The 21,523-nt window shown below is 64.2% G+C and carries 19 protein-coding genes and 1 pseudogene; 5 read left to right on the top strand and 15 right to left on the bottom strand.

Annotated elements, in window-relative coordinates; translation table 11 throughout:
* The first annotated feature begins 8 nt into the window (after nucleotides 1-8).
* From NKJ04_RS02435 to NKJ04_RS02425, 3 genes are read left to right on the top strand one after another with little or no spacing between them, the layout of a single operon-like run.
* A complete protein-coding gene (locus NKJ04_RS02435) occupies nucleotides 9-275 on the top strand; it encodes a sarcosine oxidase subunit delta (RefSeq protein ID WP_023811548.1) in 267 nt (88 codons plus the stop codon).
* A complete protein-coding gene (locus tag NKJ04_RS02430) occupies nucleotides 272-3,157 on the top strand; it encodes a sarcosine oxidase subunit alpha family protein (protein WP_352673287.1) in 2,886 nt (961 codons plus the stop codon). The genes NKJ04_RS02435 and NKJ04_RS02430 overlap by 4 nt, the downstream gene beginning before the upstream one ends.
* Nucleotides 3,150-3,689 (top strand): hypothetical protein, encoded by a 540-nt coding sequence (locus NKJ04_RS02425; RefSeq protein ID WP_352551202.1) that lies wholly within the window; start codon nucleotides 3,150-3,152, stop codon nucleotides 3,687-3,689. Before NKJ04_RS02430 ends, NKJ04_RS02425 begins: the two co-directional genes overlap by 8 nt.
* A 20-nt stretch (nucleotides 3,690-3,709) precedes the next feature.
* Here NKJ04_RS02425 and NKJ04_RS02420 read toward each other — a convergent pair whose 3' ends face one another.
* From NKJ04_RS02420 to NKJ04_RS02350, 15 genes are all read right to left on the bottom strand, one after another.
* Nucleotides 3,710-4,195, bottom strand: a complete 486-nt coding sequence (locus NKJ04_RS02420) for a hypothetical protein (RefSeq protein ID WP_023811545.1) — start codon at nucleotides 4,193-4,195, stop codon at nucleotides 3,710-3,712.
* Nucleotides 4,196-4,311: 116 nt separating this feature from the next.
* On the bottom strand, nucleotides 4,312-4,872 hold the full coding sequence (gene msuE / locus NKJ04_RS02415) for an FMN reductase (RefSeq protein ID WP_023811544.1): 561 nt from the start codon (nucleotides 4,870-4,872) through the stop codon (nucleotides 4,312-4,314).
* 72 nt (nucleotides 4,873-4,944) lie between these two features.
* Nucleotides 4,945-6,192 carry an SfnB family sulfur acquisition oxidoreductase gene (locus NKJ04_RS02410; RefSeq protein ID WP_023811543.1) on the bottom strand — a complete coding sequence of 416 codons (1,248 nt, stop codon included), beginning with the start codon at nucleotides 6,190-6,192 and terminating at the stop codon, nucleotides 4,945-4,947.
* Nucleotides 6,193-6,216: 24 nt separating this feature from the next.
* Nucleotides 6,217-7,023 (bottom strand): ABC transporter ATP-binding protein, encoded by an 807-nt coding sequence (locus NKJ04_RS02405; protein ID WP_352673283.1) that lies wholly within the window; start codon nucleotides 7,021-7,023, stop codon nucleotides 6,217-6,219.
* Between the two features lie 79 nt (nucleotides 7,024-7,102).
* Nucleotides 7,103-8,440, bottom strand: coding sequence for an ABC transporter substrate-binding protein (locus NKJ04_RS02400; protein ID WP_352673281.1), 1,338 nt, complete (start codon nucleotides 8,438-8,440; stop codon nucleotides 7,103-7,105).
* A 66-nt stretch (nucleotides 8,441-8,506) separates the two neighbouring features.
* Nucleotides 8,507-9,547 carry a branched-chain amino acid ABC transporter permease gene (locus tag NKJ04_RS02395; RefSeq protein WP_352439782.1) on the bottom strand — a complete coding sequence of 347 codons (1,041 nt, stop codon included), beginning with the start codon at nucleotides 9,545-9,547 and terminating at the stop codon, nucleotides 8,507-8,509.
* Between the two features lie 3 nt (nucleotides 9,548-9,550).
* Entirely contained in the window at nucleotides 9,551-10,450 is a 900-nt protein-coding gene (locus tag NKJ04_RS02390; RefSeq protein ID WP_352673278.1) for a branched-chain amino acid ABC transporter permease, read from the bottom strand.
* Complete coding sequence (locus tag NKJ04_RS02385; protein ID WP_352551209.1) at nucleotides 10,447-11,379, bottom strand: ABC transporter ATP-binding protein; 933 nt, start codon at nucleotides 11,377-11,379, stop codon at nucleotides 10,447-10,449. Before NKJ04_RS02385 ends, NKJ04_RS02390 begins: the two co-directional genes overlap by 4 nt.
* Nucleotides 11,380-11,493: 114 nt before the next feature.
* Complete coding sequence (gene sfnG, locus NKJ04_RS02380; protein WP_352551211.1) at nucleotides 11,494-12,597, bottom strand: dimethylsulfone monooxygenase SfnG; 1,104 nt, start codon at nucleotides 12,595-12,597, stop codon at nucleotides 11,494-11,496.
* A gap of 165 nt (nucleotides 12,598-12,762) precedes the next feature.
* On the bottom strand, nucleotides 12,763-14,223 hold the full coding sequence (locus NKJ04_RS02375; RefSeq protein WP_128302821.1) for an FAD/NAD(P)-binding protein: 1,461 nt from the start codon (nucleotides 14,221-14,223) through the stop codon (nucleotides 12,763-12,765).
* Nucleotides 14,220-15,392 carry an FMNH2-dependent alkanesulfonate monooxygenase gene (ssuD, locus tag NKJ04_RS02370; protein ID WP_352673276.1) on the bottom strand — a complete coding sequence of 391 codons (1,173 nt, stop codon included), beginning with the start codon at nucleotides 15,390-15,392 and terminating at the stop codon, nucleotides 14,220-14,222. The genes NKJ04_RS02375 and ssuD overlap by 4 nt, the downstream gene beginning before the upstream one ends.
* A 235-nt stretch (nucleotides 15,393-15,627) precedes the next feature.
* Entirely contained in the window at nucleotides 15,628-16,566 is a 939-nt protein-coding gene (locus NKJ04_RS02365; RefSeq protein WP_352673274.1) for a sugar ABC transporter substrate-binding protein, read from the bottom strand.
* A 14-nt stretch (nucleotides 16,567-16,580) separates the two neighbouring features.
* Nucleotides 16,581-17,576 carry an ABC transporter permease gene (locus NKJ04_RS02360; protein WP_127322263.1) on the bottom strand — a complete coding sequence of 332 codons (996 nt, stop codon included), beginning with the start codon at nucleotides 17,574-17,576 and terminating at the stop codon, nucleotides 16,581-16,583.
* Nucleotides 17,576-18,574: an ABC transporter permease gene (locus tag NKJ04_RS02355; protein ID WP_352673272.1), complete on the bottom strand. Its 999-nt coding sequence runs from the start codon at nucleotides 18,572-18,574 to the stop codon at nucleotides 17,576-17,578. Before NKJ04_RS02355 ends, NKJ04_RS02360 begins: the two co-directional genes overlap by 1 nt.
* Nucleotides 18,571-20,073 carry a sugar ABC transporter ATP-binding protein gene (locus tag NKJ04_RS02350; protein WP_128302818.1) on the bottom strand — a complete coding sequence of 501 codons (1,503 nt, stop codon included), beginning with the start codon at nucleotides 20,071-20,073 and terminating at the stop codon, nucleotides 18,571-18,573. Before NKJ04_RS02350 ends, NKJ04_RS02355 begins: the two co-directional genes overlap by 4 nt.
* Before the next feature lie 337 nt (nucleotides 20,074-20,410).
* Here NKJ04_RS02350 and NKJ04_RS02345 point away from each other — a divergent pair, with 337 nt between their 5' ends.
* A complete protein-coding gene (locus NKJ04_RS02345; protein WP_352673268.1) occupies nucleotides 20,411-21,085 on the top strand; it encodes a GntR family transcriptional regulator in 675 nt (224 codons plus the stop codon).
* A gap of 18 nt (nucleotides 21,086-21,103) precedes the next feature.
* Nucleotides 21,104-21,348, top strand: a pseudogene (locus NKJ04_RS02340) (L-rhamnose mutarotase).
* The last annotated feature ends 175 nt before the right edge of the window (nucleotides 21,349-21,523 follow it).

The following is a 21,523-nucleotide window of genomic DNA, read 5'->3' as shown; positions in this document are numbered from 1 at the left end:
AGGCAATCATGCAGTTGTTCCCTTGCCCATTTTGCGGCCCGCGTGACGAGACCGAATTCCACTATGGCGGCGATGCCGGCAACATCAGGCCTGACGGTGCCGACGTGCCGATCGATCGCTGGGCTGAGTACCTCTATCTGCGCGGCAATCCGAAAGGCACGGCGCGCGAGATCTGGGTTCACATGATTTGCGGCGAGTTCTTCGTCATGGGGCGGGACACCATCACCCACAAGGTGCTGTCTTCGGCCGCTCTCGACGGGGAGCATGCCGCGTGACCGCCTCGCGTCTTGCCACCGGCGGCAGCGCCATCGACCGCTCGCGCCCGATCCGCTTCAGCTTCGACGGCGCCACCGTGCATGGCTTTGCCGGCGACACCATCGCCTCGGCGCTGCTGGCCGGCGACGTCGCGGTCGTCGGCCGCAGCTTCAAATATCACCGGCCGCGCGGCATCTGGGGTGCCGGCGTCGAGGAGCCGAACGCGCTGGTCGATCTCGGCGGCAGCGTGCCAGCGAAGCCCAACACGCGCGCCACGACCGAGCCGGCGCGCGACGGGCTGGTGGCGAAAAGCGTCAACGCCACGCCCAGCGCGCTGGCCGACCGCAACGCCTTTCTCGACCGTTTCGCGCGCTTCATACCGGCGGCGTTCTACTACAAGACTTTCATGTGGCCGGACTGGCACAGGTTCGAGCCGCGCATCCGCGCCATGGCGGGATTGGGCACAGTCGACGCGGACTGGATCTCGCCGGGCACGGCGGACCAGATCAACCATCATTGCGATGTGCTGGTTGTAGGCGCGGGACCGGCAGGGCTGGCGGCGGCAAGGCTGGCGTCTGGTGCTGGCCTGACCGTCACACTGGTCGACGACCAGCATAGCCCCGGCGGATCGCTCAGCCATCGTGCCGCGGAGATCGACGGCAAGCCGGCGGCCGTATGGGTCAAGGAGACGATTGCCGAGCTTGCCGCTGGCGGTCACCTCATCCTGCCTTCGACCACCGCCTTCGGCATTTACGACCACAATCTGGTCGGGCTGAACCAGCGTCATCTCGACGGCCGGCCGGATACGCTGTGGCGGGTCAGGCCGCGCCAGATCGTGCTGGCGGCCGGCGCCATCGAGCGGCCGCTGCCCTTCGCCAACAACGACCTGCCGGGCATCCTATCGGCGGATGCGGCGCTCGCCTATCTCCGGTGCCACGCTGTGCTGGTCGGCCGCCGCATCGTCGTCGCCACCAACAATGACAGCGCCTATGAGGTGGCGGGGGCGCTTGCCGAGGCCGGCGCCGAAGTCAGGCTTGTCGACATCCGGCGCGACGGCACGCCTGCCGCGCCGGCCAATGTCCGGCTGGCCAAAGGGCGTTCTCTCATATCCGCCAGCGGCAGGCTGCGCGTCGACGGCGTAACGCTCGACGACGGCACGAGGTTCGATGCCGATTGCATCCTGATCTCGGGCGGCTGGACGCCGACCCTCCATCTCTTCGGCCAAGCCAAGGGCAAGCTCGCCTGGAGCGAGGCGCGCGCGGCCTTTCTGCCGGGCGATCCGGTCGATAACATCGCGGTGGCAGGTGCGGCTGCCGGCGCGGTTTCCTTGTCGGAGGTGTTTGCTGGCGCCAGCACCGCCGTTGCATCGCTCGGCCAGACGAAGGCTCCCCTACCGCGGAGCACCGGGCCGGAGGCAACGGACGGCATAGTCGCGGCATGGCCAATGCCGGGCTCGAAGGGACGCATCTGGATCGACTATCAAAACGACGTGACGGTGAAGGACGTCGAGTTGGCAGCGCGCGAAAACTTCGTCTCGGTCGAACATCTGAAGCGCTACACCACGCTCGGCATGGCGACCGACCAGGGCAAGACCTCCAACCTGCCCGGCCTGGCGCTGATGGCCGGCATCACCGGCCGCACCGTGCCGGAGGTCGGCACCACCACCTATCGTCCGCCATTCACCCCGGTGCCGCTGGCAAGCTTTGCCGGCGCGCGCGTCGGCGAATTGATGGCGCCGGTGCGCCGGCTGCCGCTCGAAAATGTCCACCGCGCCAATGGCGCCGTCTTTCAGGAATATGGCGGCTGGCTGCGCCCGGCCCACTATGGCGGCTACGCAGATGCGGAGCGTTCGATCGCGGACGAGGCACGGCGCGCCCGTCAATCCGTGGCGCTGTTCGATGGTTCGACGCTCGGCAAGATCGAGGTGATCGGGCCGCAGGCGGCCGCATTCGTGGATTTTCTGTACTACAACACCATGTCGACGCTGAAGCCCGGCCGCTGCCGCTACGGCTTCATGCTGTCGGAGAACGGCGTGGTCTTCGACGACGGCGTTCTGGTGCGGTTGGACGAGCATCGCTTCGTCGTCTCGTGCTCGTCCTCGCATGTCGCTGCCGTGCACGCCCGGCTGGAGGAATGGCGTCAGGACCGTTTTGGGCGCGACGCCGTCTACATCCACAACGCCACATCAGACATGGCGACGCTGACCGTCTCGGGGCCAAACTCCCGAAAACTGCTCGAAACGCTTGGCCTCGGCCTCTCGCTCGACGATGCCGACCTGCCGCATATGGCGATCGCTCATGGCACCTATGCCGGCGACGATGTCCGTATTGCCCGCGTCAGCTTCACTGGCGACAGGAGCTACGAAATCTCCATCCGGGCCGATCGCGCCGAGCCGTTATGGGCGCATCTGCGCGAGGCCGGCCAGGCGCTCGAGGCCGTCGTCATCGGACTCGAGGCGCTGATGATCCTGCGGACAGAGAAAGGCTTTATCGTCATCGGCAAGGACACTGACGGCACCACGTTGCCGCATGATCTCGGCGTCGACGGTCCGCGCGCCAAGCGCCAGACCGAGTTCGTCGGCCGCCGCTCGCTGTTCACAGAGGAGGCCTCGCGTGACAACCGCATGCAGCTTGTCGGATTGGCGGTGCCGCAAGGCGAAGCGCCGCTGCCGACCGGCGCGCACGGCATCAAACGGAGCGACGGCAGATTGCGCAGCCAGGGCTTTGTCACCTCGAGCTACCAGAGCCCGACGCTCGGCCGCGCGGTTGCGCTTGGGCTGATCGAGCGCGGCGCGACGCGGCACGGCGAGACGATCGACATCCAGCATCTCGGCAAGATCAGCAAGGCGACGATTACCGCCCCTTGCGCCTTCGACCCGGCAGGAGAGCGGCTGCATGCGTGATCTCGCGGAAAAATGGTCCGTTGCACCGGACTGGCAGGGCGCGGTCATCGCCACGCCGGGCCTTGCGGTCAGCGCGATCTGCGGCCTCAACCAGCTTCTGGTCAGTGGCGACCTCGACGCGTGGGCAAGGGCTTCCGGTGTCGACGGAACTGGCGTGGGTGCTTTTGGTACCGCACAGGGCGACCGCTATGCGGCGCGGCTGGCGCGCGACCGGTTGCTCGTCGTGTCGAAGAGCCCGCTCCCCATCCCCACGGGCTGGCATGCAGACGGGTTCGCGGCGACGGCGATCAGCGCCGGGTTGCAAATATTCGAGGCCGAGGGCACGGCGCTCGATGCTTTCATCGCGCGTGGAACGACGCTCGATCCCAGCCAGCCAAGTGCCAGTGCAGCGCTTTCCTTCGCCGGCATCAGCGCCGTCGTCTATTGCCATGACGGCAAGCTGCGCATCCATGTCGATCGCGGTCTTGCCGCCTATCTCTGGACATGGATGGAAATTGCCATCGGCAACATCGCCGCCGGATCAGCCGATTAGCCGGCGGCAGTGCGATCCGGTCAGAGCGTGAACGACCAGAACAGGCAGGCCAGCGTCGCGGCGGCAAAGACCACGAAGAACAGGCTGCGCAGCAGCACGTTGCGGCGCAGCTCGTTCATGACGAAGTGACAACCTACGATCGCCGCCGCAAACAGGAACCGCCAGTTCAGCAATGCCCACACGGCGCTGCCCTGCCCGAACGCCCATCTGGCGACAAGACAGCCGACGATGGTCGCAAACAGTGCAATCACGGTCCAGAAGAGGGCATCGGCGGCATGGGTCAGGACGATGCCGGCCGCCCTGATCGGCAGGATCATCATCAGCATTGCGCTGAAGAAATAGACAGCGGCAATCGGGATGAACACGCCGGCGTCGGCGATGCCGTCAAGGCGCCTGACGCCGATGGCACCATAGGGATAGCCGTGCCTGGCGACAGCCAGGCTCAACGCCATGAGCAAGGCGGTCAGCACGGCGACCAATGCGAAGGATGTGAGGGCTTTGCTCATGACGTTCCTGTCCCAGACGAATCAGACAGGAACGTTTTTAGCGGGCAGTCGTAAATTGCGTAAGCGAGATCAATCATTACGCGAATTTCGGTTGCGGCGTAATCCGCCGACGGCGTCTATTCGGCGGCGATCCTGCCTGCCGAGCGGTTGGCCAGCACGAAGCCGACCTCGTCGACCGCCTGCGCGGCACGCTTAAGGATCGCCTCGGAGTGTAGCACGCCGTCGGTGAAATCCTTGTCGGTGGCGTAGACGGCGGTGGGCAGCGCAAAGGCCTCGAAGAAGCCGAACAGCGGCCGCAGCTGATGTTCGACAATCAAGGCGTGGCGCTCGCCACCGCCGGTCGCCGTCAACACGATGGGCTTCCCCCGCAGCGCTGCCGGATCGATCAGGTCGAAGAAGTGCTTGAACAGGCCGGTATAGCTGCCTTTGTAGGTCGGCGAGCCGACGACGAGCACGTCGGCAGCGAGGACTTCGTCCAGGATCGCCCGGGCCTGGCTATCGAGGTCGCGGGCCCATCTTGCCGTGCCGAGCGACGGGCCGAGATCCTCGATATCATAAGTGGTCGCCGACAGACTGTGGCTGGCGGCGATGTCCCTGGTGACCAGATCGACGAAGGCGCGCGTCTTTGACGGCCGGGTGATGTTGCCGGAAAAGCCGACGACTGTTGGATTTGACATGGCAGTGAACCTCTTGGGGTATAGTGGCCGAAAAATTTTGCTGTGGCGAGCCTCTCGCCCGCCGGTGAGAAATCAGCTCCAGGCGTGCAGCGGCGGGTTTTCGCCGTTGAGGAAATATTTGCCGAGGATCGAATATTTCCAGCGCACCGGATCGTGCAGCGTGTGCGTGCGCGCGTTGCGCCAATGCCGGTCGAGATTGTGTTCGGCCAGCGTTGAGCGGGTCCCCGCAAGTTCGAACAGCTTGTTGGTGGCGGCAATGGCGATCTCGGTCGACAGGATTTTTGCCTCGGCGGTGACGATCTGGGCGTGCGCCACCGTGTCGGCGGTCGGCTCGATCACCGCCCGGTCGATTGCCAGGCCGGCCTTTTCCAGCAGCGCCTGCGCCGCGTGCAGGCGCAGCGTCAGGTCGCCGATGGCCTGGATGGTGTAGGGATCGTCCCAGGCATTGTCGACGCCACTGTCGATCCAGGCTCGGCTCTTGGTCCTGACGAAATTGACCGTCTCGTCGATCGCTGCCTGGGCGATGCCGGTGTCGACCGCCACTTGGATGATCTGGAAGATGGCGCCGTCGGCGGTTGGCCTGTCAAAACCCTTGTAGCCTGGCACCAGATGCGTCTTCGGCACCTTGACGTTGTCGATGATGACGGTGCCGGACAGCGTCGTGCGCTGGCCGAAGCTCGACCAATCGTCGATGACGGTCAGGCCGGGCGCGCCGCGGTCGGCGATCGCATACCAGGCACGGCCTTGGTCATCGAGCGCGACGATCGGCACGAGATGAGCGAGCAGCGCGCCGGACGAATAGAATTTGCGGCCATTGACGACGACATGGTCGCCGGCATCGGTGAAGCGGGTTTCGAAATCGGCGGCGCGTTTGGAGCCGAACTCGGAAAAGGCGTTGCCGAACCGCGTGCCTTTCAACGCTTCGGCAAACAGCAGCTTCTGCTGGTCCGCGTCGGACACGGTGCGGATGGCGGCGACCACGCCGAGATGGTTCTGGGCAATCTGGCCGATCGAGGAATCGGCCGCCGAGATGATCTCGATCACCTTCGCCAGCGTCGCATAGGACAATTCCGGCCCGCCGAATGCCTTGGGCACGTTGATCGACCACAGGCCGCTTTGCGAAAAGGCATCGAGTTCGGCAACCGGCCAGATCCGCTCGCGGTCGCGCCTTGAGGAGTCCTTGACGAATTCGGCGGCGAGCGCGTGGGCGATAGCAATCGCCTCGGCGGCGTCCTTGATGATGTGCGCCGGCGCGGTCGGTCTTGCGACTGCCGGCACGGCGGCGGAAGCCTGGTCGGTCTTGACGGTCGAAACGGTCATTTCACTGCTCCTTGGGATTTCATTTCAGGCAACGGCATGGAGATGGGCTGGTTTGACGGCGGGCGAAGGCTGTTGCCCGGCGGTCGATTGACCGAGGTAGAAGGCCCTGATGTCCTCGCGCTGGCGAAGCTCGGCGGCCGCACCAGTGAGAACGGAGACGCCGTTTTCGAGCACAGTGGCGTGGTCGGCATAACGGAGCGCCACCGCCGAATTCTGCTCGGCGACCAGGATCGACAGGCCGGTCTCGCGGTTCAGCTTTCTGAGCGTCTGGAAGATGTCCTGGACGATGAGCGGGGCGAGACCCATCGACGGTTCGTCGAGGACCAGCAGGCGCGGCCGCGACATCAGCGCCCGGCCGATGGCGGTCATCTGCTGTTCGCCGCCAGAAGTCAGGCCGGACAATGTTCGGCGCTTTTCCCTGAGCCTCGGGAAATAGCCGTAGATCCGCTCGAGATCTTCGTTGATCTCGGCGCGGCCGCCGCTGCGGCCAATGCCGCCGGCAACCAGATTTTCCTCGACGGTGAGGCTCTTGAAGCAATGCCGGCCTTCCAGCACCTGGACCAGGCCGGCGCGCACGAGATCGCCCGGCTTGCGGCGCGAGACATCCGAGCCTTCATAGCGGATGGTGCCTGCATTGACTTGGCCGCGCTCGGCCGGCAGCAAATTGGAGACGGCCTTGAGCGTCGTGGTCTTGCCGGCGCCATTGGCACCGAGCAATGCCAGTATCTGGCCGCGCCTGAGCTCGAAGCTGACGCCATGCAGCGCCGTGATGGCGTGGTTGTAGGTGGCATGGACCGTGTCCACGGCAAGAATGACGTCATCGTTCGGCATAGGCTGTTCTTTCGCGGTTCGAAAACCGAACAGGTCGGGCGCCACGGAAACTTGGTCCGCTGCGCCCGGCTCTGACTGATCAGTTGGTGGTCACAGCATTGGCATCGTCGGCGGTGCGCAGCTTGATGCCCTTCTCGGCGGCGTAGGCCTCGGCGGACTTCTCGATGATCGGCCGCAGCAGCGCCCAGTCCGGCGCGATCCAGTCGGAGACGACGTTCCACTTCTTGCCGTCCCACTGCTGGAAGGTCACGTAGCCTTCGCCTTCGTGATTGTCCCAGCTGACATTGATCGAGTGGAACAGGTCCTTGGCGCCAAGCGCCTCGACCTTGGCCGGATCGAGCTTGAGGTGTTCGAAGCCCCAGCGGACCTCGTCGCCGGTCAGCGTGCGGTGGCCGAACTTCTCCTGCGCGACGCGGATCGCCTCGACATTGAGGATGCCGTTGACGATGCCGAGATTGTGGTAGACCGAGCCGATACGCGCCTTGTCTTCGAGGTTACCCTTGCCGGCGCCGTAGACCGTCTTCACGATCTCCTGAACCACCGGGTAGGAGTTGCCGGAAGCCTGCGTGGTGATGGCGGTGTAACCCTTGGCGGCGTCGCCGGCCGGGATGACATCCTCTTCAGAATTCGACCAGACATTGCCGACGATGTGATCGACGGGATAGCCGACCTTGACCGCCGTTTTCAGCGCCACCGGGTTCATCACGCCCCACCCGCGCAGGACGACGAAGTCCGGCTTGGCGCGGCGGATCGTCAGCCACTGCGACTGCTGCTCGTTGCCGGGATGCGGCACCTCGATCTGCTGCACGGTGAAGCCGTATTTCTGCGCCAGCAATTCATAGATCGGGATGGTTTCCTTGCCGTAGGGCGAGCCGTGATAGAGCACGACGATCTTCTTGCCCTTCAGCCTGTCGATGCCGCCTTCCTTGGATGCGATGTAGTTCACGATGCCTGACGTCTCGCTGTAGGGATTGAGCAGCAGCGGGAAGACGTAAGGGAAGACACGCCCGTCGGTGGAGTCGGTGCGGCCGTGGTTGACGGTGATCAGCGGCACCTTGTCGGCGGTGATGCGGTCGATCATGGCATAGGCGATGCCGACCGAGAGCGGGTTCCAGGCGGCGGCGCCGGCATGGCTCTTCTGCCGCTCGTAGCATTCGACGCCGCGCTCGACCTCGTACTGGGTCTCGCATTCGTCCCAGGTCAGCTTGACGCCGTTGACGCCGCCGTCGCGGATGTTGATGAGGTTGAGATAATCGATGAAGCCGCCGAAGAAGCCGGTGCCGCCGGCCGCATACGGCCCGACACGATAGCTCTGCAGCGGGAAATACTGTTCGTCGGCGTGCGCGGCGGGCAAGGCCACCGACACGATCATCGCCGCGGACAGCGCCGCCGCCTTGATTGTGTTCAGGAAATTCATGGTTGAGGTACTCCCGGTATGGGCCGTCTTGGGTTCGGCCTCTGGTTCATTTTCGGATGCGTCAGCTCAAGTCGACTGCCAGGCGGACAGGAGCCGTCTTCGGACCCTGTCCCACAGCGCCACCAGCCCGTCGGGTTCAAGGATCAGAAACAGGATGATGAGCGCGCCCAGCACGATGCGCTGGCTCATGTCGAGCACGCCCGAATCGAAAAGATCGCCAAGCAGGAAGCCGCCGAGGCGCGAAAGAGCGAGCGGGAAGACCACGATGAGGGCGGCGCCGAAAAATGCGCCGCGGATCGAAGCCAGGCCACCGATGATGATGATGAACAGTATCTGGAACGACCGGTCGAGGTCGAAGCCATCCGGCTCGACGGTCCGCAGATACGCGAAGGCCCAGATGACGCCGGCGACGCCGATGATGAAGGACGAGATGGCGAAGGCCAGCAGCTTGGTCTTCAGCACCGGGATGCCGATGATGCGGGCAGCGGTTTCATTGTCGCGGATGGCGATGAAGTTGCGCCCGGTCTGCGACGAGACCAGCCGATGGGCGAGGAAGGTCAGCACGGTGACGATGGTTAGCGCGAAGAGATAGCGGCCGATGGCGCCGTCGAGCGCGAAGCCTGAAATCGACAATCTCGGCGCGTCGATGACGCCGGAAGCCGAGTTGTTGGAGAACCAGCTGAACTTGGTCAGCGCCCATTGCACGAAGAACTGCGCGGCGAGCGTCGAAACCGCGAGGTAGAAGCCTTTGAGCCGCAGGCTAGGCAGGCCGAAGACGATGCCGATCGCGGCGGCGACGATGCCGGCCAGGAAAATGCTGCCGATCAGCGGCAGGCCTTCGACGCGCAGGTTGAAATTATAGGCGGCGAAGGCGCCCGCCGCCATGAAGGCAGCACTACCCAGCGAAACCTGGCCGGCATAGCCGGTCAGGATGTTCAAGCCCACGCCGGCGAGGCTGAGCGCCAGGAACGGCAGCAGGATGGCCTCGAACAGATAGCTCGAGCCGATCAGCGGCACGACGCCATAGGCGAAGGCGAGCAGCAACACGGGCACGACCCATTTCGGCAGCACCGGCGCGGACGAGAAATCGCTTGTTATGGCGGTCATGGCTCAGATCCTCTCGACGAGCTTCTGGCCGAACAGGCCGGAAGGACGGATCAGCAGGAAGGCCAGCGCGACGACATAGGCGAACCAGCTCTCTATGCCGCCGCCGAAATAGTCTCCGATATAGACCTCGGCGAGCTTCTCGCTGGCGCCGATCAGCAACCCGCCGACGATGGCACCGAGGATGGAATCGAAGCCGCCGAGCACCAGCACCGGCAGCGCCTTGAGCACCACCAGCGACAGCGAGAACTGCACACCGAGGCGCGCACCCCAGAGCAGTCCCGCCACCAGTGCGACAAGACCGGCAGCAGCCCAGACGGTGGCCCAGATCAGCGGCAGCCTGAGACCGACCGCGAGGGCCGCGAACTGATCGTCGGCGACGGCGCGAAAGGAGAGGCCGATGCGGGTGTAGCGGAAAAACAGCGACAGCAAGAGGACCATGCCGGCGGCAACCACTGCGGCAAAAATGTCGAACTGGCTGATCAGCACGCCGCCGATTTCCAGCGGCACGTCCTCGATGCCGAGATCGAGGCCGTGGACCTGCGTGCCCCAGATCAGCTGGGCGGCGCCCTCGATGATGTAGGACAGGCCGAGCGTCGCCATGAACAGTGTGATCGGCGGCTTGTTGGTCAGCGGCCGCAGCACCGTGCGCTCGATGGCGACACCCATGGCGACCATGATGGCGAAAGTGATCACCAGCGCCAGCGCGAACGGGATGCCGCGCTCGATAAGGCTGACGAAGGTGAGTGCCGCGAACAACAGCATCGCGCCTTGCGCGAAATTGAGCACGCCCGAGGTCTTGTAGATCAGCACGAAGCCGATCGCGACCAGCGAGTACATGACGCCGGAGAGCAGGCCGCCGACGAGCACTTCGATGAAGAACTGGTAGTCGAAATCGGCGATCATATGCCTGCCCCGTCCTCATTGTCCGAGGCGACGCCGAGGTAGGCATCGATGACGCGCTGGTCGTTCCTGACCTCGTCTGGCGTGGCGTCGGCGATCTTGCGGCCGTAGTCGAGAACGGCAATGCGGTCGGACAGGCCCATGACGACGCCGACATCGTGCTCGATCAACACCACGGTGGTGGCGAAACGATCGCGCGCGGCACGGACGAAAGCCGCCATCTCGCTCTTTTCGCTCGCGGTCATGCCGGCCATCGGCTCGTCGAGCAAAAGCAGACGCGGCTCGGCCACCAGTGCGCGGGCCAGTTCGACACGCTTCTGCAGTCCGTAAGGCAAGGTGCCGACAAGACGGTCGCGAATGGCGGTGAGGTCGAGAAATTCGAGGATCTGTTCCGCGCGGCTGCGTGTTTCGCGCTGCTCGCCGCGCGAGCGGCCGATGCCGAGCACCTGGCCGGCAAAGTTGGAGCGAACCTTGTAGGCGAGGCCGGAAGCGACATTGTCGAGGACGCTGAGACCCTTGAACAGTGCAAGGTTCTGGAAGGTTCTGGCGACACCGAGGTGAGCCAACTGCTGCGTCGGCACCTGGGCATAGAAGGTGCCGTCGAGCCGGACGTGGCCGCGATCCGGCCGATAGACGCCGCTGATGACGTTGATCAGCGAGCTTTTGCCGGCGCCGTTCGGGCCGATGATGGCGCGAATTTCGCCTGGGTGAACCGACAGGTCGATATCGGCCAGTGCGACGACGCCGCCGAACGACAGGCCGATGCCCTGGAGCGAAAGCAGCGGAGCGGCGACACCAGTAACGGAGCCGATCGCCTCGCTGCCGGCTTCGGACTGCTGCTCCCGCGGGCTTGACGGCAGGCCGCGCGCAAAGACTTCCGGCGCATAGACCGAAGCGTCCATCACTCCGAGAGTATAACTGGGCAACGGCATTCCAATCGTCCTTGATTAGGCGCGCAAAACCTCATTGCCGCTCGACGGATCGAGCGCGCCGGCAACCTTCATGCGTGTGCTGGCCGGACCGTGGCGGGCCAGGCTGCGGGATGGCTACTCCGCCGCCAGCGACGCCGCCGCCTCGGCGTTTTCCAGTTCGCGGACCAGCGGGATGACATGCTTGCCGAAATACTCGACCTCTTCCTGGAAGTGCAGGAAGCCGAGCAGGATGAGATCGGCGCCGGCGCGCTTCAGGTCGACGATGCGCTCGGCGACTTGCCTTGGCGTGCCGATCAGGTTCGAGCGGAAGCCGTCATTGTACTGGACCAGATCGTCGAAGGAGGATTTCGCCCAATTGCCCTCGCCTTCCGGCGAAGCTTTGCCGGCGTTCTTGACCTCGTGGCCGAAAGCGTTGACCGCCTCGGGGTTGGCCTTGGCGATGATCTCGGCGAGCACCGCCCTGGCCTCATCCTCGGTCTCGCGGACGACGGCGAAGGCATTGACGCCGACCTTGACGGAATGGTTGTTGGCCTTCGCCTTGGCCTGGATGTCGTCGACCTGTTTGGCGATTTCGGCCGGCGTGTTGCCGTTGGTGAAGTACCAATCCGAGACCCGCGATGCCATGTCGCGCGCGGCGCGCGACGAGCCGCCCTGGAAGATTTCGGGCAGCGGATGCGGCGGTTTCGGCTTCAGCGAATATTCGTTGAAGCGGTAGAAATCGCCACGGAAGGTGAAGCTGTCCTCGGTCCATATTCCGCGCAGCGCACGAATGAATTCCTCCGAGCGGCGATAGCGCTCGTCATGGTCGAGCCAATGCTCGCCGATGGCATGGAACTCGCCACGGAACCAGCCGGAGACGAGGTTGATCGCGACGCGGCCATTGGTGAGATAGCTGATGGTGGCGATCTGCTTGGCCGCCAGCGCCGGGTTCCACGGTCCGGGCAGGATCGCCGCGATGACCTTGAGCGTTGTGGTCGCCGCCAGCAGATCATGGCTGAACGCCACCGATTCATGCTGCTCGTCGGCGCCGTAGCCGGCGGTGAAGCGGATCTGGCTGAGTGCGTAATCAAAGCCGGACTTCTCGGCGATCTGCGCCAGCTTGCGATTGTACTCGGCCGAATGGTTGGTGCGCTGCTCGATGTTGGAGATCACAAGGCCGCCCGAAACATTCGGCACCCAGTAAGCAAACTTGATCGAGTCGGTCTCTGCGTGTGCCATGAACTGTCTCCCATTCAGGCCATCTCGTTGATCGATCCGACCGCAGCCGGTTTCGTCGGTATTTATTATGTTTATAGAATCTATATACAAAGAAGGATTTTCCGTTTTTGAGCCCCTCTTGGGACGGAAATACCAATTTTGCTCGGCCAACCCGGTTTGCCGGTGTCAGCTCATGACCGGACCCTGCGCGGCATTGGCGCCGATGGCCTGCGCTGACGGCAGCGTTACCAGCAGCTTGGCAATTTCAACCGCGACCGCCTGGGCATGGCGAGCGACTTCCGGCAGACCCATGAGCTCGCCGAAAGTCCCTCGTGCCAGCGGGCCGGCGACCAGGAGTGTCGCGACCGCCTCACCGTCCCGGCCGATCGCGCGGCTGTCGAGACCTGTCTCGATGCCAAGCCCATATTGGTCCGTCCTGATCAAGCCGGTTTCCGCCAGCGAGCTCAGCGCCGGGTTCAGCTGCAGCGCCTGCCCATGAGCCGGACCGGTGGTGTTGATGACGGCAGCGAAGCGCGCCGCCTCGATCCGGGTCTGCCCGCGCCGTTGAAAGCTGACAGCCAGGCTGCCGTCCTCATCGTTCGACGCGACAAGCCTGGCGGCAATGGTGTCGACTGTACCGGCGGCATGGCGCCGGTCGAGCACGGCGGCGACCTGCGGGGCGATCCTGAAACGATGCACGTCCCAGAACACGCGCAGCTGGCGGACCAGCCTTGCCCGCTCCGGCGGGGCAAGTGCGGCCCACAGCACCGGCCCCTGCAGGCGCAACTGGTCGAAGACCGACTGCCAGTTGACATTGGCCGCTCTTGCCGCTGCCAGCGTCGCGCGAATGGTCCTGAGCAGGCCGAGCGCCGTCGTCGCCGGCGCGGATGCAAAATCGCCAAAAGGCTCGCCCCTGACATCGGGGTGTCCGCGCGAGCGTAAGCCGCGGCGCGACAGCGTGAGGATGCGGCCACGATGGCCACGACGGTCAAGTTCGGCGACCATGTCGGCCGAGGTCAGCCCGGAGCCGACGATCAGCACCGAGGCGTCCGGCCCGATCCCGGCAAGCGCCGCGGCTGCGTATGGGTCGGCGATGAAACCCGGCGCTTCCGTCAGGTGGATCAACGCGGCTGGAATTGCAGGCTGCGGATGCGTTGCTGCTAGAACGACGATGTCGGAGGCGACCGGTCCGGCAGAGGTGTGCACGGTCCAGCCCGCGCCACTGGCATCGCGTGTCACGCGTGTGGCGGAACCTTCAACATGATGGACAAGGCCGGAATTGAGATGCGGCGCCAGATGCTCGGCAACATAGCGACCGAACACGCGCCGGCGCGGAAAAGCGTCGCCGTTCATCCAGATCGCATCCGGGTCGTGTTCGAGTTCTCCGCTGCCAGTCAACCAGCGTGCAAAATGCTGCGGGTCGTCGGGAGCCATGCTCATCCTGACCGCGGGAACATTGACCCGATGAGAGGGTTCCTCGCTGGAATAGGCAAGGCCACCGCCAATCAAGGGTCGCGGCTCGATCACGGAAATGGAAATGCGCTCCGGTCGAGGCATTTGCGCCAGGTGCCACGCCACCGCCGCACCGGAAAAGCCGCCGCCAATAATGGCGACGCGCAACCGCGAGGACGCAGGAAGCAAGTTCACGAGGCGCTGGCGAGCGACTTCGGCCGGTGGTCGCCGGCGATGGTTTCGCCGAACGGACCGGTGTTTACGGACGAGCCGGCTGCCTTGACCGGATGGTCGGTCGGCAGTTTCGGCAGCACCAGCTCGCCGAAGCGATAGGCTTCTTCGAGATGTGGATAGCCGGAAAGGATGAAGGTATCGATGCCGAGGCGCCGGTACTCGTCGATGCGCTCGGCGATCGTGTCGGGATCGCCGACAAGTGCGGTACCTGCGCCGCCGCGCACCAGGCCGACGCCGGCCCAGAGGTTGGGGGCGATCTCGAGCTTGGCGCGATTGCCGCCATGCAATGCGCTCATCCGCGCCTGGCCGACCGAATCCATGCGGGCAAAGACCTTCTGCGCCGAGGCGATCGTCGCGTCGTCGAGCCGGCTGATCAGCCTGTCGGCAGCGGCCCAGGCCTCCTCGGTGGTTTCGCGGGCGATGACATGCAGCCTAATGCCGAAGGAGAGCTTGCGGCCAGCCTTCTGCGCCAGTTCACGCATGCCGTCCAGCTTGCGCTCTACATCGGCTGGCGGCTCTCCCCAGGTCAAATATTTGTCGATCTCCTGCGCCGCCACCACGGACCCAGCGTCGGACGAGCCGCCGAAATAGAGCGGGGGGTAGGGCGTCTGCACCGGCGGAAACAGCAGCCTTCCATCCTCGATGCGGAAATGCTTGCCCTCATGCTCGACCGTCTCGCCGCTCAGCACCCGCTTGTAAATCCGAAGGAATTCCTGCGTCACCTCGTAACGTTCGGCATGCGACAGGAAAATGCCGTCGCCCTTGTTCTCCAGCGGATCGCCGCCGGTGACGACGTTGATCAGCAGGCGGCCATTGGAGATGCGATCCAGCGTCGCAGTCATGCGCGCGGCCAGCGTCGGCGACTGCAAACCGGGCCGCACGGCGACAAGGAAACGCAAGCGTTCGGTCATCGGTACGAGGGCCGATGCGATCACCCAGGAATCCTCGCACGAGCGGCCGGTCGGCAACAGCACGCCATAGTAGCCGAGCGTGTCGGCCGCCTTCGCCACTTGCGTCAGATACGGCAGATCGACCGATCTGCCGCCCTCGGCTGTGCCGAGATAGCGGCTGTCGCCATGCGTCGGCAGAAACCAGAGCACCTTGATGCGGTCTGGCACGATCCGGCTCATGGCCTTTCTCCCGCTGCCTGGCGACTGGATATGTCTGCTTTGGTCGAGGGCGAGCGTAAGAGAGTGGGCATGGCGTGGTCCTGTCCGGGTGGAAACCAGATCGCCAGTGCAGATTGCTTATTCCACAAACTCTGTAGAGTTAGTTTATTCCAATTCTGTCGCCGCTATTAGAATTTCTCTCTCCAACGCGTCGGCGGTGAGGCCGACCCGAGTGCACCGGGCCGGCCTTCCTGAATCAGAACGCGGGTTCGACCGCGTTGACATTGTCCTTGGTGACGACGGTCAGCGGAATGGGCAGCCGGTCCTTGACCTGCTTCCCGTCGATGATTTCGGCCATCGTGTTGATCGCCAGGCGGCCATCCTCGACGGGCGACTGGACGATGGTCGAGTACATCTCACTGGTGCGGATCGATTCGAACGCGTCTTTCTGGCCGTTGATGCCGACGATCGGCGGTGCGGCCTTGGAGGGGTTCGCCTCCTTCCATGCGTCGATGAAGCCGCGGGCCATCGTGTCGTCATTGGCGTAGACACCGCTGATCTGGTCGCCGAAGCGTGTGATCAGATCGCGGCTGACCACCAGCGCCTTTTGCTGGTCGAAGTCGGCATTGACCGTGTCGAGCACCTTGATGTCGGCATTGGTTTCCTTGAGACGGTCGGTGAAGCCGCTGACACGTCCGATCGTGGTGCCGTTGCCGGCCTGGCCGGCGATGATGACGACGGAGCCCTTGCCGCCGAGCGCCTTGCTCAGCGAGTCCGCCGCCAGCTTGCCTTCCTCGTAGACATCAGGCCCGGTGAACGACTTGATGAACGGCTTGGCATCGTCGCTCATCGGCGAATTGATGAGGATCGCCGGAATGTTCGCCTGCTGTGCGCGCGCCAGCCCCGGTATGTATGCCTGCGGGTCGAGCGGCCACAGGATGATGCCGTCGACCTTGCGCGCAACGCAGGTGTTGAGCTGCTCGGTGCCTTTCTGGACGTCGAAATCCTGGCTGAGGCTCAGGATCTCGATGCCGAGTTCCGCGGCGCGCGCCTGAAGCGCCTTGTTGGCCGGCGTCGCGTAGGCATGCGAATCCGCTGCCGTCACGTAGCAGACCGTCTTGGCGCTGGCCCAACCCGTCGATGCCAGCACAGCCGCCATAGCGGCGACGTGAAGCATGCTTTTCTTGCCAATCATGTGTTTCCTCCCAATCATGTGGTTCCTCCTTGAGTGATTGGATTGTCGCGAACGAGCGCCGGGCGCGTGCCCGGAGCCCTCCCCTTGGTGGTAACGGCCCGATCGAGCACGACGAGCAGGATCAGGATAAGCCCGGACACGACCTGCTGGACGTATGCGGGAACGGACTGGAACTCCATCGCGATGGTCAGCGAGCCGATTGTCAGCACGCCGCCGAGCGTGCCGAGCGCGGATCCCCTGCCGCCTTCGAGACGAGTTCCGCCGACAACGACCGCGGCAATGACGGCGACCGTCAGTTCCGAGCCGAAGACAGGCGAGCCGGTGTTGGTGACGAGGCTCTGGAGAACCCCCGCCAGGCCGGCAAGCGTGCCGGCAAAGACAAAGCCGAGAAAGACGATACGGTCCGAGGCGATACCGCTTTCCTTGGCAGCCGCCGGGTTGGACCCCACCGCAAAGACGTTGCGCCCAGGTATGGTGCGCGTCAGCCAGAAATGCAGCAGCACGATCAGGGCGATGAACAGCGCGCTGCGGAGGGTGAAGACATCGAGATAGATCTTGGCCAGCGCCAGGGAGAGCATGATGTCGGTTCCGGTCACCGGCTGGCTGTTGGTGATCCAGTGCGCGAGCGAGCGGAAGATCAGCATCGTCGCGAGCGTCAGCACGAGCGAATTCACCTTCAGGCCGACGACCAGCATGCCGTTGACGGCGCCTGCCAGGGTACCGACCAGGATGCCGACGATCGCGGCAGGGAGGATGCCGATCTCTCGCTGCAGGATGACCGATACGATGCCGGCCAGGGCAAACACCGCGCCACCGGAGAGGTCGATCTGGCCCGATATCAAAAGCACCGTCAGGCCGATCGCGATCAGGCCGATTGTCGCCGCCCGATCGAGGCCGAGGCCGAGGGTCGATGCCGAGAGGTAGCCGGGGACCACCAGCGCGGAAATGACCAGCGTCAGACCGAGAATGACGATGACGCGATACTGCGAGACAAGCGAAAGAAAACGCATCACGACACGCCCCGCTTGCGCAGCGCCGCATCCATGCCGACGGCGCCGACGATCAGGATGCCGAGCACGAAACCCTGGATCGGCGTGCGCACACCGTCGAGCACCATGACGTTGGTCAGCAGTTGCACGAAGATGAGGCCGGCGATGGCCCGTGGCACCGATCCGAAGCCGCCGACGATCGACACGCCGCCGACCACCACCGCCGTGATGGCACTGAATTCGTAGCCGCCGCCGATGAGCGGTCGCGCGCTCTGCAGCGTCAGCCCGAGCAGGCCGCCGCTGATGCCGGAAGCGAGTGCCGTGATCACGAAAGCGCCGGCCTTCACGGCCTGCACCGGAACGGCACTCGCCTCGGCGGCGCTGTAATTGCCTCCGGTGGCGAGCGTCCATCTGCCCCAGAAGGAGCGGGACAGGACGAAATGGCCGACAAGAGCAATGACCAGGAAGATCAGCACCACGACCGGAATGCCGAACAGCCGGCCCTTGGCGAATTCGGCGGAGGCGGGATTGCTGCCATAGACGATGACCCCGCCGACAGCCGCCTGGACGATGCCCAGTCCGATCGTGCCAATGCCGAGCGTGGCAATGATTGGATTGATGCCGACATATCCGACCAGGACCCCGTTGAGCAGGCCTATGAGGCCCGCGAGACCAACCGCCAGCACGAAGGCCGGCAGCGGTCCGATCATCGGCTGCAGCCCGAGCGACAGGATGGCGCCGCAGGCGATGGTGGCCGGCACCGACAGGTCGGCCAGGCCGCCGACCACGAGCACGAAGGTCATGCCGACGACGACGATGCCGACGATGGACATCGAGGTCAGGACGTTGAGCAAATTGCCTGATGTGAAGAAGGCGGGGCTGACGAAGGAGCCGTAGAGCATCACGGCGAGGATAGCGAAGGCCAGCCCCGCCTTCGACAGGACATCGACAAGCCTGCTGCCACGCGTAAAGCGGTCGTTGCGGTTCACGCCGCCGATCTCCGTGGCAGCTTCGGTCACGCCGTCTCCTCCCCCGTGGCTAGCGCCATGATGCGCTCCTCGCTCAATTCGCTGCGCAGGAGAGGCTCGGAGGCATAGCCATCGCGCATCACCACCACGCGGTCGCAGACGCCGAGGATTTCGGGCAGCTCCGACGAGATCATCACGACCGCCATGCCACCGGCGACGAGTTGGCCGATGATGTGGTGGATCTCGGCCTTGGCGCCGACGTCGACGCCCCGCGTCGGCTCGTCGAGGATCAAGGCCGAAGGTTTGGCGGCAAGCCATTTGGCGATGACCGCCTTCTGCTGGTTACCGCCCGACAGAAGGCTGATGCGCCGTTCGCCGTCGGGCGGTGAAATCGAAAACTGCTTGACCGAGTCCGCGGCAAGCGAGTGATCGGCGCTGCGGCTGATGCGCCCGAAACGGCTCAGGCGGCGCAGTATGGGCAGGCTGATGTTTTCCCGGATCGACATTCCAGGCACGACGCCGTCGCCCTTGCGATCTTCCGGAACATAGGCAATGCCTGCCCTGACCGCCTGGGATGGCGAGTTGATCGAGACCTCGCGTCCGTTGACGCTGACCGAGCCCTCGACAAGCCGCGACAGGCCGAAGATTGCGCGGGCGACCTCGGTGCGGCCAGCGCCCACCAGCCCCGTCAAGCCCAGTATCTCGCCGGCGCGTACATCGAAGCTGACATTGCGGAAGCGCGTGCCGTCGCTGATGCGTTCGACGCGCAGCACCGACTTGCCGATCTCGGCCGGGCTTTTCGGGAAGACATTGCTGACTTCGCGACCGACCATCAGCCTGATCATGTGAGCGGCATTTATGCCTTCGATCGGACGCGTCTCGATCATTGAGCCGTCGCGCAGCACAGTCACCTCGTCGGCGATTTCGAGCACCTCCTTCAGTCGGTGGCTGATGTAGATGATGGCGATGCCGTCATCGCGCATCTTGCGCAGGATCCGGAACAACGCCGCCGTCTCATGCTCGCTGAGGCTGGATGTCGGTTCGTCCAGGACGATGATCCTGGGCTGCGCCGCGTAGGCCTTGGCGATCTCGACGAGCTGCTGCTGGCTGATCGACAGGTTGCCGAGCCGTTCACGCGGGTTGATGGCCGCTCCGAGCTCATCGAGGACGGCGGTCGCAGCCCGGATCATCTCGCCCTTGCGCAGAAAGATCCACTTGCCCGGCATGCGGCCGAGATAGACGTTTTCGGCGACGCTCAGGTCGGCGACCAGATTGATTTCCTGATGCACCATGCGGATGCCGAGCGCCTGGGCGTCGGCGGGCCGGCGCATGCGCACCTCGGCGCCGCCGACCCTGATTGTGCCGCTGCTGGGTGCGTAGGACCCGTTGAGCACTTTCATGAGCGTCGATTTGCCGGCGCCGTTCTCACCCACGACCGCATGAACCGTGCCGAATTTCACGGCGAAATTGACGTTGGACAGAGCCTTCACGCCCGGGAACGTCTTGCTGATGCCTCGCATGTCCAGGGCGCAATCGGCGGCGACAGTCATATCTGGCTAGGTTCCTCCTGGCGGGTGGCCGATCATCCTTGGTATCGGCCGTCGATATGTTAGTATAATAGTCGCTTCAAACGCAATTCGACCCTCTTCGAACTGGCTTGAACGTCCGCGCTTTTGAACACGCGGCTCAGTCCAGGCTCTCGGTTGCGGATTGAATTTCTCGCCGCGGACGATGACTATTGCACTAATATAACAGTTCTGGCAAGCTGGATTCCGGCGGTCGTTATGGACATCGTGTCACCGACACCCGACGCTTCCATTGGATGCGTTCCAATTGACATTCTAGTATTATCTAGCCATTTCTGGTGAACGAAGACACGGATTTGCAATGGACCTGGATCCTTCGACGCTCAATCGGGCTCTTCCGCTCCGCGATCAGATCTACCACAAGATCCGCAACCTGATCGTCGTCGGGCAGCTGAAGCCGGGAGAGGTCATCAACGAAGTCGCCATCGCGGAGGCCCTGGGGGTGTCTCGCACCCCCGTTCGCGAAGCGGTCAAGCGCATCAGCGACGAGGGCCTGGTCAAGATCCTGGCACAGACCGGCACCTATGTCGCTCCGATCAGCCGGGCCGACCTGGAAGAAGCCTATGTCATCCGGCGAGCCCTGGAGATGGAAAGCGCCCGACGCGCGGCCGCCAAGTTCACAGCGGCAGCCAGCGAATTGCTGGAAGACAACATGGCGGCGCACCGGCTCGCCATATCGCGCGGCAGATATGCCACCGCGATACAGCTCGACGATGTCTTCCACCGCACCATCGCCGAGATCTGCGGCCTGCCGATGATCTGGAGGGCCGTCGACATCTCAAAGGCACAGATGGATCGCGGCCGCTATCTTGCCATCCCCAAACCGGGTTATGGCGAACAGACGATCGAGCAGCACGAGGCCATTTTCGACGCGCTGAAGCGCCACGACGCCGAGGGTGCGGCGCAAGCGATGGAACACCATCTCGAGACGTCGTTCCGCAACACGCTCGAAGTTGCCGCCGACCTTCTCGGCTGAAGCCCGCGAGCAACCGGCATGCAAAGAATGGGGCTTTGTATCGGCGTGAAAGCCGAGGCGATCGCGGACTACAAGCGCGTCCACGCCGCCGTCTGGCCCGAGGTGCCGGACGTCATCAGTCGCGCCGACATCCGCAACTATTCGATCTTCCTGCGCGAACCGGAGAACGGTGGGAGTTGTGCGACCCCATGCAGACGCCGCTGCCGACGCGCGCCGACGGCGAATGGTGGGCGGCCATGGAAGAGGTCTTCCATCTCGACTGACCGTGTCCCGGCCGTGCGGCGGTCCGTTCTTTCATCCAGCCGTTTGCCGCCCTCAAACTGCGCCGCAAGGCGCACTCATTGCACGCCACTCACCTAACCGATCCGCCGCAACGCCCTGCAGTCCAGGCCTTTCGCAACCGCATCTTGACCACTGACATTCTGTTATATTAGTATT

The sequence above is a fragment of the Mesorhizobium sp. M0618 genome (assembly GCF_040320765.1).
In the GTDB taxonomy this organism is placed as follows: Bacteria; Pseudomonadota; Alphaproteobacteria; order Rhizobiales; family Rhizobiaceae; genus Mesorhizobium.
Note: the sequence above shows the minus strand (reverse complement) of the source record. Positions and strands in the feature narration are given on the sequence as shown.

What these genes read in the sequence shown, in the direction of transcription:
- NKJ04_RS02435 (WP_023811548.1), top strand. Translation starts at nt 9, where the DNA reads ATGCAGTTGTTCCCTTGCCCATTTTGCGGCCCGCGTGACGAGACCGAA.
- NKJ04_RS02425 (WP_352551202.1), top strand. Translation starts at nt 3,150, where the DNA reads ATGCGTGATCTCGCGGAAAAATGGTCCGTTGCACCGGACTGGCAGGGC.
- NKJ04_RS02420 (WP_023811545.1), bottom strand. Translation starts at nt 4,195, where the DNA reads ATGAGCAAAGCCCTCACATCCTTCGCATTGGTCGCCGTGCTGACCGCC.
- msuE (WP_023811544.1), bottom strand. Translation starts at nt 4,872, where the DNA reads ATGTCAAATCCAACAGTCGTCGGCTTTTCCGGCAACATCACCCGGCCG.
- NKJ04_RS02410 (WP_023811543.1), bottom strand. Translation starts at nt 6,192, where the DNA reads ATGACCGTTTCGACCGTCAAGACCGACCAGGCTTCCGCCGCCGTGCCG.
- NKJ04_RS02405 (WP_352673283.1), bottom strand. Translation starts at nt 7,023, where the DNA reads ATGCCGAACGATGACGTCATTCTTGCCGTGGACACGGTCCATGCCACC.
- NKJ04_RS02400 (WP_352673281.1), bottom strand. Translation starts at nt 8,440, where the DNA reads ATGAATTTCCTGAACACAATCAAGGCGGCGGCGCTGTCCGCGGCGATG.
- NKJ04_RS02395 (WP_352439782.1), bottom strand. Translation starts at nt 9,547, where the DNA reads ATGACCGCCATAACAAGCGATTTCTCGTCCGCGCCGGTGCTGCCGAAA.
- NKJ04_RS02390 (WP_352673278.1), bottom strand. Translation starts at nt 10,450, where the DNA reads ATGATCGCCGATTTCGACTACCAGTTCTTCATCGAAGTGCTCGTCGGC.
- NKJ04_RS02385 (WP_352551209.1), bottom strand. Translation starts at nt 11,379, where the DNA reads ATGCCGTTGCCCAGTTATACTCTCGGAGTGATGGACGCTTCGGTCTAT.
- sfnG (WP_352551211.1), bottom strand. Translation starts at nt 12,597, where the DNA reads ATGGCACACGCAGAGACCGACTCGATCAAGTTTGCTTACTGGGTGCCG.
- ssuD (WP_352673276.1), bottom strand. Translation starts at nt 15,392, where the DNA reads ATGAGCCGGATCGTGCCAGACCGCATCAAGGTGCTCTGGTTTCTGCCG.
- NKJ04_RS02365 (WP_352673274.1), bottom strand. Translation starts at nt 16,566, where the DNA reads ATGATTGGCAAGAAAAGCATGCTTCACGTCGCCGCTATGGCGGCTGTG.
- NKJ04_RS02360 (WP_127322263.1), bottom strand. Translation starts at nt 17,576, where the DNA reads ATGCGTTTTCTTTCGCTTGTCTCGCAGTATCGCGTCATCGTCATTCTC.
- NKJ04_RS02350 (WP_128302818.1), bottom strand. Translation starts at nt 20,073, where the DNA reads ATGACTGTCGCCGCCGATTGCGCCCTGGACATGCGAGGCATCAGCAAG.
- NKJ04_RS02345 (WP_352673268.1), top strand. Translation starts at nt 20,411, where the DNA reads ATGGACCTGGATCCTTCGACGCTCAATCGGGCTCTTCCGCTCCGCGAT.